This window comes from Paenibacillus sp. PastF-3, from assembly GCF_029893135.1.
In the GTDB taxonomy this organism is placed as follows: domain Bacteria; phylum Bacillota; class Bacilli; order Paenibacillales; family Paenibacillaceae; genus Paenibacillus_AQ; species Paenibacillus_AQ nitricinens.
The window spans coordinates 49,402-70,015 of sequence record NZ_JARXWM010000017.1 but is presented as its reverse complement, the minus strand read 5'-3'; the positions used below and the strand labels follow the sequence as shown (position 1 = coordinate 70,015).

The following is a 20,614-nucleotide window of genomic DNA, read 5'->3' as shown; positions in this document are numbered from 1 at the left end:
TATGGATCATCATAATCGTTTAGTTGTTGGTGTCGCAGTCGGTAATGGTAGAGGAAACTCTCAACACCATTTTTCGGAAAAAGATATCATGAGCGTAGAAATGTGGAAACCGAAAAGCAACTACAACACACCATTGTTCCATACAATAAATGGTTCATTTACCATCTTGACGACTATGGAAGAATGCGTAGCTGCTTTTCCGGATTTCTGTTCTCTCGATGGAAATAATCTGGTGAATATAAGGAATGTTAGTCGTTTTAAGACCGGAAGTTACGGCGGGATAGCATATTTTAGAAACTCTGAATTGAGTACAGGTATTAATATTAAAACCGTGTCGAGTTTGGATGATATCGTTGAACAAGCGAAAAGAAGGAAACTGGATACCAGATCTATTTTGGTAGCACCTATACTGAACTTAAATACGTTGGGTGAGGGAGAATTTATATCTGTTAGCGATGTGTTTTACATAGATATGTGGGAGCCGAAGAAAAATTATAATGTTCCGCGTTTCTACACTAAAACAGGTGTTTATACTGTAGGCTTAACCCTTCAGAAGTGCAAAGATGCTATTCCTTACTTTTATCCGGCATACAATGGTAATATTATAAATCTGGATTTAATTGATCAGGTAGACAAAGATATGTTCGGGTATACCGTAAGGTTTAGAGGTACTGAATTTACATCACCAATAGCAAGAAATAGAGCGGAATATCTGTTACCTCTATTGAAAAAAAGATCCTAACTAGATAGTTATGCTAGTTAGGATCTTTTTTTGTTCATACATTACTGTAAAAGTCAAGAAAAATCCGTACTAGGATCACGCATAAAGTTTCGATATTATTCGACATATTACACATTGTGGTAATGTTACAATAGTTATGAAGAATAACTAATGATGTATAAGAAGTGAGGTGATTAGTATTCTTTTTCGGTACTTATAGGTACCGAAAATATCCGAGAGGGGCGGCGTTTGCCGCAACCTACTTCATTTTCCATTCATATAAATATTCCATATGAATGCCGAGTACTCTCGATATAATGTACATCGCACTAGTACTCATTGGTCTAGATCCCGAACAATAAAAGGATATCATCCTAGCGGCGTAACCAGTTCTTCTGGATAATTCAGCCTGAGACATTCCTTTTAGATCTAACCAGTCCTGAAGTAGACATCTCCCTCTGGAGACTTTAACCACAGTTCTATCTCCTTTGGTTAGGAGTGATTACGTAAAGAATTATATCATAAAAAATGGAACAAGGACTTACCGGGTAGGGTAAGTCCTTGAGAGAAACTAATTAATAAAAACTCTATATTTACTTTACCACATTTATCTACATTTGATTACAGTGTTTATACGGCGAATTTATATTGACAAGATGTTTACTGCACTGCATATGGCATAATTAACGTTAGTCACTTAAGTTAGCTATTACAGAATAGGGAGAGATACAACATGGAGAACATATTTTTGTGGCTTGAACCTAGTATAGATAAAAGAGTGTCGGAAATAAGTGACGATATACTTGTGAGTGAAAAAGAAAATGGATACATAGCATTCATGGATCTTCTGCGAACAAAAGTTAACATTCCACCCGAAATAATTATGGAATTAGGGGATATCTTTATTTCTCACACGCAAGAGACGGTTGAAGAAAGCTACAAAAAAGGTGTGATGGAGATGTTGATTATAAAGTCCTGAAAAATAAGCTCAGTCGCTCCTTTAAGTGGGCGCGACTGAGCTTAAATCATTGGTGTATAAGGGTTATCGCTTTTTCATTATTATTGTTGATTGTCTTTCCGAAGCTCCAGTGACCAAATCGTGTTGGCATTCCATAAGCGCCGAATGTATAAATAATATCTGCTGGGCATATTTCATAACGCATGGGATAAAAATCCAAGCCGAAGCCAGTAGCTATTTCAGTAATTTCAGCAATCGCCCGCTCCAACGCATTAATTTCTTCGCTTGGCATGATTCTGTGCTCCCTCCTATAATTCTGTAGATCCAACCTGAATAAACCCTCACGAAATGGGGTTTGGCTTCATATAGATGGGTCGATCAATGTAGTTCATATTATATATATGGGTAGGGGAAGGGCAATATGACGACTCTTCCTCGTTGTCCCTATGGCACAAAGACTTTTGAATGTCGGGAGAATATCACTCCATCAAGATAAGTAGCTTCTTGTTAAGCAATCCATTCTCCAGTGTGAATTTCTCAACATGAAAGCTACAGCATTGCAGATTTAATTTAATTAAATATAAATAAGTTTATATGAATACCGTTTCGGTATTTACAATCGCCAATGCATGTGCTAATTTAGCGATGTAACCGTATTCATATGTAGATTTGTTAAATGATTAACAAAAACATAAATCTTGTTTGGAGCATTCCTTATTCAGCCTAAATTTAACAAGTGGGAGTGATAAGATTGGAAATCCTCGGTTGACGATGTTGAGATACAGGAAGGAGCAGATGAACATAGTATAGCTGCACATCCCAGTGGTACTCCTCAGTGATTATGATTATGGAGGTAAAAATGCGTAAATTTAAAATAAATATTTTATGGAAATTTCTACTTTCATATATTATTGTCTTGTTGCTGCCGCTTTCTGTTATTATCTTTTATTACTATCCATATTCCAATTCAATTGTGAAGAATAAAATATTGGACTGGAATACACATATTACCGAGCAAGTAGCCAGCAGTATGGATCTGTTTATGCGGCCAATCTATTCTCTCCCCACTTCGATTGTAGCTAATCCTGAAATCAAATTATCCTTATTAAAAAATGATGCATACCAGCGATACGTCGTGGCTAATGAGATGAAGAAATACAAAACAACAGATACCCTCTTGAATGATACTTTCTTATATATCAAACAAAGTGGGTATCTGTTCTCAAGTACAGGGTATATCTATGAGTTGGAGCGCTTTATGAATCCTAAGAATGGTTATGTATATACGTCTTGGAGTCAAGAGCAGTTCAACCAAGAGATCAATGTAATCAACTCTATTCAAGTTCGCCCTTCAGAGGATGTTGCCATTCTTGGCGAAGGACGCGTTAAGATGATTACGGTGATGATTCCTCTTCCTCTAGGTGTCGACCAATCCGAAGGCTGCGTCATCTATATGATCAGGCATGATACGATCGAGCGAATGATGAAGTCAGTGTCTAATAGCTATACAGGAGATTTCATCATTCTTGATCAACATAACACCCCTATCTTTTCACTCAACCATCGTGATGATTTGCATGAGGCGAATTTCAAGCAATTTATTCAGCAGCTGCAAGCATCACCATCAGGCGGTGAAATGGATTATGACGGAGATGCTTATATTGCCTCCCAGACCGTTTCCAAGCAGAATGGCTGGAAATACATAAGCATGAATCCGCTGGAATCGGTACTAATGGAGACGAAGGAAACGCAGCGCAACACAATTATTCTCGTTATATCCATCCTGCTTACTGAGATTATTATCATCTATTTATCCATCCGTAATAATTATGCCCCGATTAAGTCCCTTGTCCAATTCTCCAGGCATGCATTTAAAGGCAACACGGAAAGTGGCGGCAATGAGTTTGATATTATACGCTCCACGATCCAGAACCTGTTTCAGTCAAAAGAGCAATTAGACCGGAATGTCCAAAGTATCGTTCCGAAGTTACGTGATAATATTCTGTATGAAATCATAAGTGGACAGTACTCTTCACTTCAAGACATGCTGCTTGAGGCAAAGTCCTATGGCATCACCTTTACGTATGCGAAATGCACGACTGTGGTCATCAATGTGATTGGAGATATCGAGCAAGTATTTGAAATTGTGAAGAGCGTTAAATTACAGCCCGAGGACGCAATGGAAGGGTATTTTATTCGGAGTATTCATAATGATGATATTCTATTTATTTCCACACACACAGCGGAGCAAGCATTACGGGAGATGTTCATGAAGCTGCAGGCTGAGATTGAATTGGTTACCGGCGCTAAGCTTGTGATCGGAATAGGAAATACCGTTGATAACCCAGGCGAATTTCATGCATCTTATATTAATGCGCTTAGAACAGTCGAACATTTACGCATCAAGAATGAAGATTCCATCCTGTCCTTTCATGATCTGATGCAGCAGCGGAATGAGCCTGTACCTTATCCGGCTGAAACGATTCAATCGCTGGAATTGTTCATCATGACGGGTGATGTCACCGAAGTGCAGAAAACAGTTCAACGACTCATTGAGTTTCTACAACATGATCGAACGCCTCCCTATATGATTCGGGCTGTATTTGTAAATATCTCGACCATTATATTAAACAATCTGATTCGTTTAAAGCATCAGGAGAATATGGAGCAGCTTGGGATTACATCGTTTCACAATCGTATTACGGTAGCCCAGATCACTGAGATTTTAGAGAAAAGTGCGGATATATTATGTGAATTGATGGCTAGTACGCATACTTCCTCTAAGGCGGCTACATTGGATGAAGTGCTTAAATATATTCAAGAGAATCAGTTCGATATCAACTTCTCACTACAAGCTATTGCCGATCACTTTGGGATGTCGGTGTCGAATTTTAGCCACTATTTCAAGAAGAACGCCGGACAGAACTTTAAAGACTTTATGGATGGGCGCCGAATCAATCATTCGAAGCAGCTGCTTATTCATTCCGATGAAACTATTGATTGGATTGCAGGCAGGGTAGGCTACACTAACCCTTCCAGCTTTATTCGCGCCTTCAAAAAACATGTAGGAGTCACACCTGGGCAATTCAGATTGTTTAACAAGTGAATATCTTCTTGTCTATTGCAGATATAAGCTACGGGGGGATTCAATATGCGAGGAATGAGACGATGGGTTATATGTGTATGTATGCTACCGGTGATTATACTGCTCCAGGGATGCAGTGCGAATAATGAGTCTGAACATACTACAGAGCGCAATGTAGAGCCGCTAGACAGGGTACAGATTAGCGTGATGACACCTACACATCAGCTATCCAAGAATCTTCAGGATATTCCTTATTTGAATCGCATCGCTTCTGATGCAAAAATTCATGTGAACTGGATGCAGAAACGTAACGGATGGGAAGAAGCGAAAAGCACTGCTCTGACAAGCGGAGAATTGCCTGATGCTTTTTTGGCTGGATTGACCGATCAGGATATCATCGCGAATAAAGATAAATTCGTAGACCTTAGTGAATATATCGATAAATATGCCCCGAATATCAAGAGAATGTTTGAAGAAGTTCCCGAAACCAAGCGGGTGAGTACATTTCCGGATGGGAAGATGTATTCTCTTCCCGGTGTAAGACCGATTAATACAGATAGCTATAATGTCTTGATGATTAATAAGAAATGGCTGGATAAGCTTGGACTGACAGAACCGACTACGCTGGAAGAATTGCGCGAGGTATTAACCGCCTTTCGCAATGGAGATCCCAATGGCAACGGGAAGCAGGATGAGCTTGGAATGGACTGGTGGGCAGGTGCTGGAGGAAGTCTGGGGAGCAGAGGTCTATTTAGTGTGACCAGTTTACTAGGGGCTTATGGAGTGACAGATAATTTCACCGAGGAGATGATCGGAGTGACGAAAGGGCAGATCCGATTTTTGTTCGAGAGTGATGAATATAAGAGCTTAGTCTCTTACCTGGCAGAGCTCTGGAAGGAAAAGCTGATCAACCCTGACGTGTTCACGCAAGATTATTCAGGAATGAAAGCAAGTGCGCAACAAGATGATGTGGCAACGGTTGGTGTGACCTTCGGCTGGTCATTAACAGATCGCGTTGGTAAATGGGCCGATGAATATGTGGCTTTGCCACCGCTGCGCAGCAGTAGTAATGTGGCGCCATTATGGCCAATGAGTCCTTCTCGCGTAAGAATAACAACCAATCTGTTTAGCATGACAACAGCTAATCCGCATCCTGTTGAGACCATTCAATGGATTGATCAATTCTACTCTGAGGAAAATTCGATCCAAGGCTATTACGGCTCCATGCCTGATTATGTGGCTAAGGAACCTGGCGGCATATATACCATAGTACCCGCTCCAGAAGGTGATCAGGATACACAGCAATGGACGAATGCTCTCGTGGATAATGGTCCGCTTTACTTTTCGCAATCATTGGAGAACAAAACGATTGTTCCTCCTGCGGTAACGATACGAAGAGAATTGGACAGCATCTATAAAGCTTATGAACCTAAACCAGTGGACATCTATCCGATGATTAAATTTTCGTCAGAGGCGCTTAATGAAATGGCCTTGGCGAAATCAGATATATTTAAACTGGTCGATGAGAAATTTGCGGAATGGATTATGAATTCAACTATAGATAAAGAATGGGATCAGTATATTAATCAGCTGAAACAAATGGGACTGCCAGTACTGTACAGAATATATCAACAGGGGTATGAGGATTATTATGCTCAACCAAATTTGAACGTCAACAATAATTGAAAACGAATTCAAAAAACACGCGAAATCATAAAGTTGTTAACGCTTTCAAATATTGCGAATACTTAAATTCTTGTTCGTATACAACCGCCTCAACCCCGGGTTAAAGTTGCGATGTGGCCGTCATGTAAAGCGCGAGCAGCAAGAAGCAATAAATTATATTCCAATTGCTCGCCTCACAGCTTGAACGTGCGCGTTAAACCAAAAAGGGAGGTTCGTTGTATGAGGGGATATTTGTCAAAGGTAATGAAGCCCGTATTAGCACTTAGCCTATTTGGAACAATTCTTGCGGGGTGTGGAGGCGGGAGTAATGAGGGTGCCTCTTCTTCTAATTCAAGTTCGTCCACGAATTCTACAACCGGTACAGTCAAACTAAAAGGGATCATGCTGAAGCATCCTCTTACGCAAGAGTTCGCCAAAATGGAATGGTTGGCCAAGGTTGAGGAGCAAGTGGGGGTAGATATTGAGTGGCAAGAAATTTCAGCGGACTGGGATCAGAAAAAAGGCGCTTTGTTAGCCGGAGGAGATATTCCGGATATCCTTATAGGACCGAATGTGATCACGGATGCTGATTTTGCCCAGTTCACCGGACTGTTTCAGGATTTAACCGAGCTCATTTCAACAGGCGGCCCTAACATTCAACAGATGTTTACAGAAAAGCCGGAGACCAAATTAATTGCTACACAGCTGGATGGCAAAATATACGGTTTACCGAAATATCAACGATTCTGGCCGGATACGGTAAGCCGGCAATATATCAATAAACAATGGCTAGACAATTTAGGTCTCAAGGAACCGACTAATTGGGATGAATTATATAATGTGCTCCTGGCGTTCAAAGAGAAGGATGCCAATGGAGATGGTGATGTAAATGATGAAATTCCTATGGATTTCGCTCCGGTGGGGACGACTGGATTTGGTTATTTTCAGCCACAAATATTGCTTGGCAGTTTAGGTATTACATTAACGGATAGTAGTGGTCAGGGATATTTCACTGAGGGTGGCCAGATTAAAAATTACTTTGTGGATGATCGATACAAGCAGTTCGTGGAATTCATGAATAAGTGCTGGCAGGCTGGCTTAATTAACCCGGAAGCCTTCACGCAGGATTATTCCAAATTCCAATCGGTTGCGCGCGGCAGCGGGGACAAAGCGAAGGTTGGCTTTTCATGGGGCTGGGAAGTAACGGACCGCTTCGGCAACACCTTGGCTCCACAATATGAGTCGATCGCTCCGCTTAAAGTCTCGGCAGATTCAACGATTAAGCAGTCCTATGACTATGACGGCTACTCACTGAATTTCGGCGGTAATATGGTCGTCATGTCTGCTAAGTCCAAGAATAAAGAAGCGGCAATGAAATTTATTAATGAGCTGTATAATCCTACAGTTAGTATGCAGGTACTATTCGGTTCACTTGGTACGAACATTAAAGATAATGGAGATGGAAGCTACGCGGTCCTGCCACCTGCTGACAGCCAAATGGACCCAGGCACATGGAAGTGGACATCAACCTGGGCGGATAATGGACCTACCTTTATCTCTGATTCATTGAAGCTGACACTTGGAACTGATATGCAATCTGTTGGCAAACAGACAGAACCCCTGCAGGCGGTCCTCAGTGGGATTGACAAGGATAACGATATTTTACCAAGCATGTTCATTAAATATAACCCGGAAGACAACAATGCCATGGTGTTAGTGAATACGAATATGATTAATCTGGCGATGTCTAAGTTCTCGCAGTGGGTTACCAAAGGGGGAGTTACCAAGGAATGGGACTCCTATGTGAGTAACATTAAGCAGATGGGGCTGGATAACAACTTGTCCACTATGCAGAAATACTATGATGATTACAAAAGTAAGAAATAAGCTGTAAAGATTTATAGAACATCTGGAGACGGCTTTTCTTTACAGGATGAAGAGAAGCTGTCTCCTTATTAAGGAGGCTTATGATGTCCTCAATAACTCCCAATAAACATAGAAGAAATCTAATGGAGCTTAAACGCGACTATCAATTATGGATTATGATTATTCCGGCGATCGTTGTAGTTATCATCTTTAACTATATTCCAATGTATGGAATTCAGCTTGCCTTCAGGGATTATGATTTCTCGCGTGGATTGGCAGGCGGGGCCTGGCGCGGTCTGCATTATTTCTCACAATTCATCAATAACTATCAGTTTTGGGATTTGATGAGAAATACTGTGATTATCAGCATCACAACAATCGTTCTTGGATTTCCGGCACCGATCATACTAGCGCTTATACTGAATCAGGTGAAATGGTTCCGCACTAAGAAGCTGCTGCAGACCATCGTATATATGCCTCATTTTATCTCAATTGTAGTTATGGTTGGATTGCTGAATGTTCTCCTGTCACCGAATACAGGAATCCTTGGTCAACTGATCTCCAAGCTTGGCGATGCAGACATTAATTTGCTCGCCTCCACGAATTCATTCGTCCCGGTGTTTGTGATTTCGGATATTTGGCAGCATGCTGGATGGAATAGTATTATTTATCTGGCCGCATTATCAACAGTGAGTCCAAGTCTCTATGATGCTGCCAAGATTGACGGAGCAAACAAATGGAAGATGATTCTGCATATCGATATCCCTGCCTTGGTTCCGACAATCATCATATTATTTATTCTGAGTATGGGGAATGTACTGGGAACCGGATTCGAGAAGGTATTCTTGATGCAGAATTCATTGAACCTTCCCGTATCAGAGGTCATTTCCACCTATGTTTATAAAATTGGTATTCTTTCCAATCAATTCAGTTATTCGTCAGCTATCGGATTATTTAATACCGTCATCAATTTTTTCTTTTTGGTTACCATGAACTGGATTTCCAAACGCAACTCAGATATTAGCCTCTGGTAAATGGAAAGAACATCGAAAGGTGATGCTTATGCAGGCGACAACTATTCACAAGCGCAGCACGGGTGAGATTCTATTTGATATTTTGATCATTATCTTATGTGTTCTAATTTTCCTGATCGTCGCTTATCCCTTGTACTTTGTGATTATTGCTTCTGTCAGTGACCAGACACTGGTTTCCACAGGCAAGGTTACTCTATTTCCCAGAGGAGTCAGTTTCTTTGGCTACGAGCAAATTTTTCAGGATATGCGTATTTGGATAGGGTACAAGAATACCGTTATTTATACAGTTTTGGGAACACTGTTTAATCTGCTTCTTACAATTCCTGCAGCGTATGCACTATCCAGACAAGAGTTCCGTGCACGCCGATTACTGATGTTTTTCTTCGTCTTCACATTGTTCTTTAATGGTGGACTAATTCCAACATATATCCTGATGAAGGATTTATCCTTGACCAATTCGATGTGGGTTTTTATTATTCCCTTTGCAGTGAATGTGTTTAATCTCATCATCGCACGCACGTTCTTTGAAGCTTCACTGCCTAAAGAAATTTATGAATCTGCAGCATTGGATGGATGTACTCATTTTAAATTTTTCTTCTATATTGCGATTCCTTTATCTAAGTCCGTCATATCGGTCATTGCGCTGTATTATCTGGTAGCACATTGGAATGATTTCTTTACTGGGCTTATCTATATTCATTCTAATGACCTGCAGCCGTTACAAATCATTCTGCGTGATATTCTATTATCCAACCAGGTTTTCTCCCAAGGCGGAGGCTCGGGCGGCAGTGCAGGCGGATATGCTCAGCAATTTGCTGACCAGGTTAAGTATGGAGTTATTATTGTATCTACTTTACCGATTCTCATTGTGTATCCGTTTATTCAGAAATATTTTGAAAAAGGTGTTATGATCGGTTCGATAAAGGGCTAGGAGAACAAACAAACACAATCAGCCGGCGAGATATATTCTCGGCCGGTTATTTTTGTTCTTCAGATTTAAGCCCTGCATCGCATGATTCCGTCTTTGTTGAAAACAGTGGGGGTATTTTCTGAAATTTCCATTGACGCGTATTAAGTTTTCAAGGTATATTAATCATTGTTTTAAACGCTGTTTAAATGTATGTAGAGTTGAGGAGAGTTATATGACGAAGGAGAAGATTTTGGACGCCACATTGCAATTGATTAAGTCTGAAGGGATTGATAGTGTCACCATTCGGAAAATTGCTAGTGAAGCGGGCACTAATGTAGCGCTGATTAATTATTATTTCGGGTCGAAAGAAAAGCTTATTCATGAAGCAATGAAGATGATTCTGGAAACATTCCGCTCAGCGTTTGACATATTTGATGTTGTGGAGCATCCGCCAATCGAACGGTTGAAACAATTCATTTTGACGTACGCTTCATTTCTTCAAGACTATCCTGATTTGCTTAAGCGAATTCTTGGCCATGATCCATTGTTTGAATCGGTGGCCGAATATGTACATTTTATGAAGCAACAAGGGTTCGAAAAATTAAGAGCAGTCATGACAGAAGTGACAGGTATAACAGATCCAAAGACTTTATTGTTGATGACACAGCATATGTTTGCTGCCATTATGTCACCGTTCACCAAAGTTAATCCTGCTGCTAAATGTCAGCCGAACGATCGCATTCAATCGTCTCTACTCGATATCCCTTTATCGATTGAGGAGAGCATCGACTTGTTTTTCGAGCATTATTTTCACAAATATTCAGTCAAAATTTAGAAAGCAGAGGTATCACAATGACATCAAATGCTGCAACAAAACCCCTTACGCAGGAAGGCGACACATTCTCCCTAAAAGCTATTCTGCCACCTCTGCTTGCGATTATCGTTGGTATGATTATGGTTATTCTGGATAGTACAGTTGTTAATAATGCAATTCCCAAATTAGTGGAATATTTCAATACAGATCTAAAGACGATTCAATGGGCAATAACGGGGTACACATTAGCACTATCCGCAGTCATTCCACTTGCCGGGTGGATGACAGATAAATTTGGCGCAAAGCGAATTTTCCTTATAACGATTGTGATGTTCACTTTAGGGTCACTTCTATGCGGCTTAGCACAATCACCCGAGCAACTGATTTTATTCCGTATTATTCAAGGTCTAGGCGGCGGTATGGTTGCACCGATCGGAATGGCGATGGTATTCAAATTAGCTCCACCTGAACGTCGCGGTTCTATTATGGGTGTTCTTGGGATTCCAATGTTGATGGCACCAGCTTTTGGTCCTGTAATTTCCGGTTATCTTGTCGATTATGTGAGCTGGCACTGGATCTTCATTATCAATTTGCCAATTGGCATCTTGGCCTTTATTCTGGGTAAGAAATATTTACCGAAGACTGAGCCTCAGAAGTCAACACATCTTGATATTCTCGGGATGTGTCTTGCGCCAATCGCGTTCGCTATGCTTGCTTATGGTGTGAGCGAAGGGGGAACAGATTGGTCTTCAACCGGTGCGATTACAGGCTTAACCATCGGTGGTATCGCATTAATCTTGTTCATTATAGTGGAGCTTAGACAGAAGTATCCATTGCTCGAACTGAAGGTGTTTAAATCATCTGATTTCACACGTGGGATTATTCTTACTTGGATCGTACAGATGGCATTGTTCGGAGCTACACTGATGATTCCTTTGTATTTACAGAATATTAAAGGTTATACCGCACTTCATACCGGTTGGATCGTGATGCCGCAAGCGTTGTGCGCGGGTCTGATGATGCCGATTAGTGGTCGGTTGTTTGATAAAATTGGAGCTCGTCCATTAGCATTCTGTGGGTTGAGTGTTATCGCCGCTGCGATGTTTATACTCTCGACGGTAAATGTGGATACACCGATTTGGATGGTTATTGTCGCGGTGTGTGTGATGGGGTTAGGTATGGGGTCAACCATGATGCCACTCAATACACATGTATTAAACTCAGCTCCACGTGATTTGGTTAGCCGTGTGACGCCGTTGACCTCAGCAGCTCAACAGGTTGTCGTGTCGTTTGCAGTAACAGGTCTTACAGCTTATCTGACATCTCATATTAATACTCACATGGCGACAATCGGAAAAACAGGCGATCCACAAACGGCCTTAGTAGCTGGATTTGGAGATACATTTTTCCTGACCGCTTGTATCGTAAGTGTTGGTATCGTTATGTCGCTAATTCTTCGCAAGCCGAAGATGCAGCAAATTGAAAAAATCAGTGAAGAGGTAGATCCAGCGATGATGATGGGTCACTAATCTTATAAAGACCCTCAAGAAGGTCACTTTGTCTAAAGTGTCTTTCTTGGGGGTCTTTCTTTACAGTGACTTTCTATTTCCTCCAAATATCTAATTGCTTTTGGATTTCCTTACGTACTTTATCAATACCTGCTTCATACAGCTCATGGTTGAATTTCGGGAGAATGGTATCGACATCGACACTGCCTGTCATAAGACTTGGATAATATTTGCGCCAGACAATCTCAATGTTGTCAATTTGTTCATCGACCTCTGACAGATCGGGAGTAAAGCCCAGTACTTCGGACTCCACAACCTGGGAGTTGTAGATGCGGAATTGTTCCCACTTGTTTAATGGGTCAGGGTAGCTTCCACCTAATGTATTTAAGATAAACCAGTTTCCCTGAGTGTATTGTATGCCAGTGTAGCCGCCGTTCGCCTTAGGAAGCGGATTTCCTTGACTGTCTTTTGTCGAAATTAGGATAACCTGATCATTCTGATCCAGCGTATAATGAACGCCTTCAATGCCGTATTGAAATAAGTTACGCAGTTCAGGATCGGTATTCAATAGGTTTAGAAATTTGATGCTCTCCACAGGATGCTTCGTATTTGCATTCACAACCATCATCCCTCCGCGCACGGCTTCCGTAGTTGCCACCTCGGGTGTTACTGGATTGGTTACAATTTTATACCCCAGATCGTCACTCCAGACGCTCTCAGAGAGTGGACCGCCACTACCAGATTCCCAAAATACCTTAAGACCACGTTTCAAACTTCCTGGTTCTCTTAAGGCGGCATCTTGATTAATGAACCCTAATTGGTAATAACGTCTTAGCGTATCTAATATATGCTTGGCTTCACGGGTTTCGAAGATATTGACAACGGGAGCTGTAGGATCCAGAGATTGGATCATTAATGGGAGTCTGTTGTCCCCTATATATTCGTAGCCGTACATAGCAAAAAAATTGTGTGAGTCTCGATCAAGCTCCATGGGTAAATAATCGGGTTCATTTTTTTGTATCATGCGAAGCAAAGGTTCCAGCGATTCCAGTGTGTTATATTGGTTAACTTCGACGTGATATTTTTTGACCAAAGAATCAGGATACATCCAATGCTCACGCACAGCCAATTCTTTGTTAGTGGGGACACCATAGATAAACCCGTCATCCATCTTGGCCCCTTTCCAAAAGATGGGGTCAATCGCAAGGTACATTTCTTTGGCTAGATTCGTGAAATAGTCATCTAATTTAAGCCATACTCCACGATTTGCGTATTTGGCATAATCAGGAGCAAACGCAATATCAAAAGGGCTGTCAGAGGAGATCATTGTATTCATGCGATCATCATATTCCTGCCAACCAATTTTATTGTAAGTTATGGTAATTCCAATTTTCTTCATTAATATCTCGTTAATTTTGTTGTTGACAAGGGCAAGATCCTTATCAGGATCACCGATTGTATAATAAATCAGATTTACAGTGGGTTCTGCATTAAAGTTCGCAGCGTTCAAATTCTGCTTGGTGCAGCCAGTTAACAATGTAATGAACAGCAGAATAATGCCACAGATGAAGCAGCTATATCTATTCATGACACGGCCCCCTAAATCACTTTGCAATATAGATCCAGCCTTAACTTTTCATCCGTAAACTTGAGGGAGAGGTACCAAAATGATTTTGAAATTGTGTATAAAAATAGTTCAGGTTGTTATAACCAACAGAAAGGGCAATCCAGTGTATTTTCTCATTAGTCGTTTGGATGAGCTCCTGTGCACGATGCATGCGATAGCTCATTAAATACTCTGAGAACTTCATACTTGTTTCTTTAATGAAGATTTGTCCCAGATAGGTGCTGTTCATTTGAAACCGGTCTGCGACGGATTTTAATGAAATATTATGAGCAAATTCTGTTTTAATCATAATTAATATACGATTGACCAGCTTTGAGAAGGCATCGTAATGCATTCCCAGTACTGGATCAATACTCATAGAGTCAGCATTCACATCTTTAATCGTGCCATGTAAATCTTCGATTATTATTTTTTCAATGACCTCCTGCAGCTTGATTCGATCCACAGGCTTTAATAGGTAATCCTTTACTCCGCAACGAATGGCCTGTTGGGCATATTGAAAGTCACTATAGCCGCTTATAATAATATATTTGGTTGGAAGGTTCACTTCATTTAGCTTGTGGATAGCATCATATCCTAGATTTTTGCCAATACACACATCGATAATAGCGATATCAGGCACTAAATCTACAGCTTTAAATACGGCATCTTCAGTGGAATCACTGGTTTCTATTTGTTTAAATCCGTAATGCTCCCAATCCAGAATACGTTTCATACCTTCCAAAATCTGAGGTTCATCATCCACAATCAAAAGTTTGTACAAATCTAATCACCTCTCTTAGAAATCTGTACAGAGATTTTGACACCAGCTTCATCGTTGTTTTCAATACTAATCGAGAAATCGTCTTGATAGAAAAAATTAAGCCGGGCATAGACATTATATAATCCAATGCTTTTGGTGGCATGGTCATGATTACTCGAGAGGATTTGTCTGATGGCAGTTAACCGTTCTTCATCAATTCGTACGCCATTGTCAATGAAATCCAGTCTATAGAAGTCTTCATCTTCCCAACCAGACACGATAAATAAATTAAATTCCTTATTTATATCAAACCCATGGACAAAGAAGTTTTCTGCCAAGGGCTGCATCCAGAACTTCACAGTAGAAAGAGCAAGAATAGTATCTTCAACATCAATTTGGTAAAAAAAGTGCTCAGGATATTTAAACTCCATAATTTGCAGGTATTTTCGTAACAGCTCTAGTTCACTGCCTATTGAAATAATATTTTCTTTCTTAACAATTTCTCGATACAACGCTCCCAAGGTTGCAATCGCATCTGCGGTAGGCTCATTCTGATGAACCAATGCAGTAGATCGAATAACCTCCAAGGTATTATAAAGAAAATGTGGGTTGATTTGATGTTGAAGCGCTTTCATTTCTGCTTCCTGCTGTTTTAACTTAAGTAAGTATTCATTTCGAATATATTTGTCTAATTGGTGTATCATATCGTCGACTTCTCGGGCAATCATACCATATTCATTCATACGATAACGTGCAGGCTTATTTGGGGTGAAGTCAGCAGTTTTCGCACGTTTGATTGACTGTATAATACGGTGCAGAAATCGCGAATCATCACGAAGGTTGTAGACTACGAGCAGGAGTACACAGATCATAGCGGTAAAGACGATCATAAATATATTGAGCAACACCGTGCTATGCTGACTTATTAGTGCAGCCAAGTCTACTGTACTAATAAATCGATAATTGTATTTGGTAGATGTAAAGGTAACATAGAAAATGGGAATATATCCTTTATATACGATAAAGCCATGATTATTATTATTCGCAACCGCTTGTTGGGTGATTTCTTCCGTCATGGATTTATTATTACCAATATTGAATATCTCCCCGGTAGAGGGGTTGATTATAGCCGCATTACCGAGTTGATAATTATTTACGATACTGAATATTCGCTTGCTACTGATCTGGAAGTGGATTTCCCCTGGTTCTGTAGCACTTTGATTTAGTTTTTTGCGAGAGACGAAGCCCTTTTGTATACTTTCATCAAAGATTTCGTCAGAATTTGGAACGCCAAACTGGAAGCTAGGAATACCAAAACTATTAAAATAGATAACATTTCCGTAGTCCTTGGTATGAACGCTGATTTGAGTAATATCTCCCTGGGCCCAGCTGTAAAGATATGTTTTAGTATCCTCAGGAAAAGAGAGCAGTGATTGTGATGAATAAGGACTATTCTTCAATCTTTTAGTCAGATACCCTTCTACGGAAGGGCTCATAAAATAACGGACGTCTTTCATCAGATCCTGATTGGAATACAATCTTTGCATGTAAGCTTCAATCCGGTCGGCATCATTCTGAAAGTTGTTCTCAATACGGGAAAAGGCATTCGCAGCTTCAATCCGTGCGTTTCCGATCCATTGATTAATAAGAATAGCGCTGGTCATAGTGCCCAGTGTTAACCCGATGGTTACAATGAAGATCAGGTATGCCCAAAATTTATTACGATATATTTTAATGTGAAAAAAAGAACTCCTCCAAAACCTCATTTGTAATGCCCCCTAAGGTCAGACACATAATATAGAGGAATAAAGTCTCTCGTTGCTGTGGTTGAGAGAGCATATAATTCACTGTAAATATATATGAAGCGTAACTTTAGTTCAAATAAATTTTAAAGTATGAAAGGAAAATACATGGTATATCAGCGCTGATATACCATGTGAGTTCGATAAGCTTTACTTAAAGTAATTGTTGATTTGTTCTTGAGCAACCTGCATGATTTTGTCCATTCCTGCATTTTTCAGCTCAGACAGCAATTTAGGAATTACCTTCTCAGGATCAGAAGCGCCTGTAAGCAGTTCATATCTATATTTATCATATACAGCTTGGCAGTTAGCAACCTCAGTCTGCAACTCACCAATATCAAGTGCGAAGCCCAATACGCTAGAGGATGCCGCTTGTTCGTTCAGTTTTTTTACTTGTTCCCACTGATCTAGAGGAGCTCCCTTCGTAACCGCAAGATTGAAGAAGGTACCTTGGGAGTACGCTGCCAAAGGCCATGTATCACTGATCCGCTCAATGGATTTCTCTCCGTCAATGTTCATATAATCGACGCCTAATTCACCAAATGCAAGCATGTTTCTTAATTTAGGATCTGTATTCACTAATTGCAAATATTTCATAGCTTCCACTTTGTATTTGGAATTTGCCGAGATTACATTCATGGAGCCTTGAATTGTACTAGTTGTATACAAAGGCCCAAAAATTTGAGTCATGACGTATTTGTCTATCCCTGCGGTGATTTGCCAGCCAGCTTCTGCGCCAGGGAAGGCTTGTGCGGAGAAGAATGCTCTGTATTTGTCGCCTTCAGTTTTAGTTGGTGCATCCGGGTTAACAATACCATCTTTATACCACTGATGTAGCAGCTTTAAGTTAGTCATAACTTCCGGTTGTTCAAACACGGACACGACTTTCCTGGAAGCATCCTCAACGTTTACTCCAATAGGATTGAAACCTAAAGTCATATCATCATAATTGTTTAAAATGCCCGGGAAGCCTTCGCCTTGGATCAACTGCAACGGGTAGAAGCTTTTGCCTTCACCAGCTTTCATATCATGGAATGGTTTGTCTAAATCTTGCATCGTTTTAATGTTTTGGTAATCGATATTATATTTTTGTACAAGCTTGTCATCGAATACCCAATATTGAGTTAATGAAGAATCCTTATACGTCGGTACAGCGAAATATTTTCCGCCAATTTTCACACCATCCCATACTTTGGTAGGGATAGACTTGTAAAGTTCAGGGGCCTCACTTTGTACCAGATCCGTAATGTCCGCGAACGCTCCCATAGCGACCTGCTTACTGTACTTTGTGTTGTTGGTAAACATCATATCAAAGGGTTCACCCGTATTCACAATGGTGTTGATTTTTGTATCCCATTCTCCCCAGCTGGCCACTTTGATGTCCACTTTGACACCGATTTTCTCAGCGGTGTATTCGTTCATTTGCTCAACGGCTTTACTAAAATTCTCAGGAACCTGTCCGCCGATCAGCCACCATACCAATGTAGGAATTTCCTTGGTGGTTGGTGCATCAGTAGCAGTTGTGCCACTCTCGTTTTCATTGGTTGCTGTGGACGCCGCTGGCTTTGAGCTGCCACATGCAGCAAGCAGGGACAGCATTAATGCGAGAATACACAATGTTGAGGCGAACTTTAGGGTGTTCTTCACTTTAACTCCTCCTAGTGTTGAATGATGAATAGTACCGCAGTAAAAGTACGGTTATATATCATAAACCAAGCTTGGCTTGGCTTATTTCGGGACTAGCCTTTGACTGCGCCAATGGTAAGGCCGGTAATGAAGTATCTCTGGAAGAAGGGATACGCGCAGGCAACAGGCAACACGATGAGAATAGCAACAGCCATACGGGCAGATTCTTTAGGCATTGTTGCGACCAGCTCAGCAAAGCTGATACCCATGCTTATTGAGTTTCGGGCGAGCGCATCGGCATTGGACATTAAGCTGTTAAGTAACGCTTGTAGCGAATAGAGATTCTGATTATCGATATACAGCATCGATTGAAACCAGTCGTTCCAGTAACCGAAGCAGAGGAACAGTCCAATCGTAGCTAGTACAGGCAAGGAGATCGGGAGAATGATTGAGAAGAAGGTGCGAAACTGACTAGCCCCGTCAATTTCAGCAGATTCGATTAAGCCATCAGGGATCGTGCTCCTGAAAAAGGTTTTACAAATAATAACGTTAAAGGAGGATACTGCGAGCGGCAGGATGAGTGCCCAAACGCTGTTTTTGAGTCCCAAGAAATTTGTGTTGATAAAGTAACTGGAGACAAGCCCCCCGTTAAATACCATCGGGATGAATACAACCCAGGTGAGAAAGTTCTTGAGCTTGTAAGCCGGGCGTGAAATGACATATCCCATTGTTGTGGTGAGCAGCACGCCAAGTGCAGTACCTACGACAGTTACAAGTAGGGATACACCTAGCGCCCGCAGAATCATCGTTCCTTGCTTGGCGATATAAGAGTAAGCATCTCCGGATAGAGCGGTTGGAAAAATGCTGTATCCTGTTTCACGAATATAGGATTCATCGGTAAGCGAAATGGATAACACGACGATCACAGGCACGACACAGGCAATGGCCAGCAGAATAAAAATTAGGGTGAACAAAGCATTGATGCCGTTACTTGTGCGGTTGAATTTCTCCAAACCAGATTGATAGGTGGGTGTCTTTGCCATAATCTCTCCTCCTAGATCATTGCACTGTCGGAATCGATTTTTTTAACGATCCAGTTAGCACTTAGAATGGTAATACAGCCCAGCATCGATTGGACGAAAGCGGCAGCGGATGCCATTCCTACGGTGGCGGTCTTTAGCTGTTTATAAACTAGGACATCAACTGTTGTGGCCACATTGAAGAGGGAATTGGAGTCTCGTGTGACCTGATAGAATAGTCCGAAATCCGTGTAAAAAATACGACCTACTGACAGGATGAACATCATGACAATGACCAGCTTTAGCATGGGTAAGGTAATGAAGCGTGTCTGCTGCCAGATTGAAGCTCCATCAATAACTGCAGCCTCATAATAGGTGCTGTCGATTCCCGTGATGGTTGCCAGATAAATAATCATGCCATAACCAATGCTCTTCCAGATGTTTAAAAAGATAAGAATGTAGGGCCAATATTGCGGTTCCATATACCAATTCACTGCATCATGCCCAATACCCACAAGAAATTGATTGAGGATGCCTTTATCAAAGCTGAAGAAGGCCCAGCCTACAGCAGAGACAACTACCCATGACAGAAAGTAGGGCAGAAACATCATGGTCTGATAAACCTTGCTTGCTTTGCGGCTATGCAGCAGGCTGATCATAATGGCGAACATTACCGGTAACACGATGCCAAGAATAATGAAAATGATGTTATACCCTATCGTGTTACGAAGAATGATCCAGGCATCATTTGATTTGAATAAGAATTCAAAGTTTTTGAAGCCGACCCATGAACTATTTATTACGTTGCTAATAAAGTTGCCGCTGATTTTGAAATTTTTAAAAGCAATAATCATACCGAACATCGGTAAGAAAGAAAATAAGATATACCAGATGAATGTCGGCAAGGCGAGCAGGGTTAACTCGGAATCTTGCTTTCGCCAGTGTATGCGCTTTCTAATTTTGCTGCGTTCAAGTTTAGTGCTCATATCATCCGCTCCTTCATGTGTTTCATACATGCTGCCATTTGTAACCGCTTTCCCTGAATTAATTTTATAAAGTACAGTGAGATGCTTCCAGTTAAGAAACATGATACTTCAGTCAACAAACGTTAGATTTAGGATGAATTCCCTTTAAATGCGCAAAAAAAACATGTTCTATGGAGATTTATACACATTGCCTCTGTGAGCAGCTTTGGCATTGTAATACAACGGAATGATGAGCGAAAAGCGCAAGAATG

At 40.9% G+C, this 20,614-nt stretch carries 16 protein-coding genes and 1 pseudogene; 9 read left to right on the top strand and 8 right to left on the bottom strand.

Translation table 11 applies throughout. The annotated features are described in order from the left end of the window. Window position 1 precedes the first annotated feature (1 nt). Window positions 2–742: a hypothetical protein gene (locus tag M2444_RS26130; protein WP_280788393.1), complete on the top strand. Its 741-nt coding sequence runs from the start codon at window positions 2–4 to the stop codon at window positions 740–742. 238 nt (window positions 743–980) lie between these two features. Here the strand turns inward: M2444_RS26130 and M2444_RS26125 are convergent, their stop codons facing one another. Next, a complete protein-coding gene (locus M2444_RS26125; RefSeq protein ID WP_280788392.1) occupies window positions 981–1,196 on the bottom strand; it encodes a helix-turn-helix domain-containing protein in 216 nt (71 codons plus the stop codon). Between the two features lie 258 nt (window positions 1,197–1,454). Between M2444_RS26125 and M2444_RS26120 the strand changes: the two genes are divergently transcribed. Next, window positions 1,455–1,700, top strand: coding sequence for a hypothetical protein (locus M2444_RS26120; RefSeq protein ID WP_280788391.1), 246 nt, complete (start codon window positions 1,455–1,457; stop codon window positions 1,698–1,700). A gap of 85 nt (window positions 1,701–1,785) precedes the next feature. Here the strand turns inward: M2444_RS26120 and M2444_RS26115 are convergent. Continuing rightward, window positions 1,786–1,971, bottom strand: a pseudogene (locus M2444_RS26115) (SpoVR family protein); the annotation flags it as partial. Window positions 1,972–2,538: 567 nt separating this feature from the next. Here M2444_RS26115 and M2444_RS26110 point away from each other — a divergent pair. The 7 genes from M2444_RS26110 to M2444_RS26080 all read left to right on the top strand — a co-directional run bounded on the left by M2444_RS26110 (window position 2,539) and on the right by M2444_RS26080 (window position 12,582). Further along, window positions 2,539–4,785, top strand: a complete 2,247-nt coding sequence (locus M2444_RS26110) for a helix-turn-helix domain-containing protein (RefSeq protein ID WP_179281602.1) — start codon at window positions 2,539–2,541, stop codon at window positions 4,783–4,785. 45 nt (window positions 4,786–4,830) lie between these two features. After that, on the top strand, window positions 4,831–6,450 hold the full coding sequence (locus M2444_RS26105) for an extracellular solute-binding protein (RefSeq protein WP_280788389.1): 1,620 nt from the start codon (window positions 4,831–4,833) through the stop codon (window positions 6,448–6,450). A gap of 219 nt (window positions 6,451–6,669) precedes the next feature. Beyond that, window positions 6,670–8,316, top strand: coding sequence for an extracellular solute-binding protein (locus M2444_RS26100; RefSeq protein WP_094878772.1), 1,647 nt, complete (start codon window positions 6,670–6,672; stop codon window positions 8,314–8,316). Between the two features lie 122 nt (window positions 8,317–8,438). Further along, window positions 8,439–9,329, top strand: coding sequence for an ABC transporter permease (locus M2444_RS26095; RefSeq protein ID WP_256990701.1), 891 nt, complete (start codon window positions 8,439–8,441; stop codon window positions 9,327–9,329). 22 nt (window positions 9,330–9,351) lie between these two features. Continuing rightward, complete coding sequence (locus M2444_RS26090) at window positions 9,352–10,260, top strand: carbohydrate ABC transporter permease (protein ID WP_373455854.1); 909 nt, start codon at window positions 9,352–9,354, stop codon at window positions 10,258–10,260. Window positions 10,261–10,471: 211 nt separating this feature from the next. After that, complete coding sequence (locus M2444_RS26085) at window positions 10,472–11,074, top strand: TetR/AcrR family transcriptional regulator (RefSeq protein ID WP_094870421.1); 603 nt, start codon at window positions 10,472–10,474, stop codon at window positions 11,072–11,074. 17 nt (window positions 11,075–11,091) lie between these two features. Beyond that, the gene (locus M2444_RS26080; RefSeq protein ID WP_094870420.1) at window positions 11,092–12,582 is read left to right on the top strand and encodes an MDR family MFS transporter; all 1,491 of its coding nucleotides are present in this window, start codon (window positions 11,092–11,094) and stop codon (window positions 12,580–12,582) included. A 73-nt stretch (window positions 12,583–12,655) separates the two neighbouring features. Here M2444_RS26080 and M2444_RS26075 read toward each other — a convergent pair whose 3' ends face one another. The 6 genes from M2444_RS26075 to M2444_RS26050 all read right to left on the bottom strand — a co-directional run bounded on the left by M2444_RS26075 (window position 12,656) and on the right by M2444_RS26050 (window position 20,363). Continuing rightward, window positions 12,656–14,149, bottom strand: a complete 1,494-nt coding sequence (locus M2444_RS26075; RefSeq protein WP_094870419.1) for an ABC transporter substrate-binding protein — start codon at window positions 14,147–14,149, stop codon at window positions 12,656–12,658. A gap of 40 nt (window positions 14,150–14,189) precedes the next feature. Then, window positions 14,190–14,951, bottom strand: a complete 762-nt coding sequence (locus M2444_RS26070; protein WP_280788388.1) for a response regulator transcription factor — start codon at window positions 14,949–14,951, stop codon at window positions 14,190–14,192. Window positions 14,952–14,953: 2 nt separating this feature from the next. Beyond that, window positions 14,954–16,696 (bottom strand): sensor histidine kinase, encoded by a 1,743-nt coding sequence (locus M2444_RS26065; protein ID WP_280788387.1) that lies wholly within the window; start codon window positions 16,694–16,696, stop codon window positions 14,954–14,956. A gap of 186 nt (window positions 16,697–16,882) precedes the next feature. Beyond that, window positions 16,883–18,379 carry an ABC transporter substrate-binding protein gene (locus M2444_RS26060; RefSeq protein ID WP_280788386.1) on the bottom strand — a complete coding sequence of 499 codons (1,497 nt, stop codon included), beginning with the start codon at window positions 18,377–18,379 and terminating at the stop codon, window positions 16,883–16,885. A gap of 92 nt (window positions 18,380–18,471) precedes the next feature. After that, window positions 18,472–19,401, bottom strand: a complete 930-nt coding sequence (locus M2444_RS26055; RefSeq protein WP_094870416.1) for a carbohydrate ABC transporter permease — start codon at window positions 19,399–19,401, stop codon at window positions 18,472–18,474. An 11-nt stretch (window positions 19,402–19,412) separates the two neighbouring features. After that, on the bottom strand, window positions 19,413–20,363 hold the full coding sequence (locus M2444_RS26050; protein WP_094870502.1) for an ABC transporter permease: 951 nt from the start codon (window positions 20,361–20,363) through the stop codon (window positions 19,413–19,415). Between the last annotated feature and the right edge of the window lie 251 nt (window positions 20,364–20,614).

Bases quoted from the DNA above. Each gene is read 5' to 3' on its own strand.
- M2444_RS26130 (WP_280788393.1), top strand. From the start codon at position 2: ATGGATCATCATAATCGTTTAGTTGTTGGTGTCGCAGTCGGTAATGGT.
- M2444_RS26120 (WP_280788391.1), top strand. From the start codon at position 1,455: ATGGAGAACATATTTTTGTGGCTTGAACCTAGTATAGATAAAAGAGTG.
- M2444_RS26110 (WP_179281602.1), top strand. From the start codon at position 2,539: ATGCGTAAATTTAAAATAAATATTTTATGGAAATTTCTACTTTCATAT.
- M2444_RS26105 (WP_280788389.1), top strand. From the start codon at position 4,831: ATGCGAGGAATGAGACGATGGGTTATATGTGTATGTATGCTACCGGTG.
- M2444_RS26100 (WP_094878772.1), top strand. From the start codon at position 6,670: ATGAGGGGATATTTGTCAAAGGTAATGAAGCCCGTATTAGCACTTAGC.
- M2444_RS26095 (WP_256990701.1), top strand. From the start codon at position 8,439: ATGGAGCTTAAACGCGACTATCAATTATGGATTATGATTATTCCGGCG.
- M2444_RS26090 (WP_373455854.1), top strand. From the start codon at position 9,352: ATGCTTATGCAGGCGACAACTATTCACAAGCGCAGCACGGGTGAGATT.
- M2444_RS26085 (WP_094870421.1), top strand. From the start codon at position 10,472: ATGACGAAGGAGAAGATTTTGGACGCCACATTGCAATTGATTAAGTCT.
- M2444_RS26080 (WP_094870420.1), top strand. From the start codon at position 11,092: ATGACATCAAATGCTGCAACAAAACCCCTTACGCAGGAAGGCGACACA.
- M2444_RS26075 (WP_094870419.1), bottom strand. From the start codon at position 14,149: ATGAATAGATATAGCTGCTTCATCTGTGGCATTATTCTGCTGTTCATT.
- M2444_RS26065 (WP_280788387.1), bottom strand. From the start codon at position 16,696: ATGAGGTTTTGGAGGAGTTCTTTTTTTCACATTAAAATATATCGTAAT.
- M2444_RS26055 (WP_094870416.1), bottom strand. From the start codon at position 19,401: ATGGCAAAGACACCCACCTATCAATCTGGTTTGGAGAAATTCAACCGC.
- M2444_RS26050 (WP_094870502.1), bottom strand. From the start codon at position 20,363: ATGAGCACTAAACTTGAACGCAGCAAAATTAGAAAGCGCATACACTGG.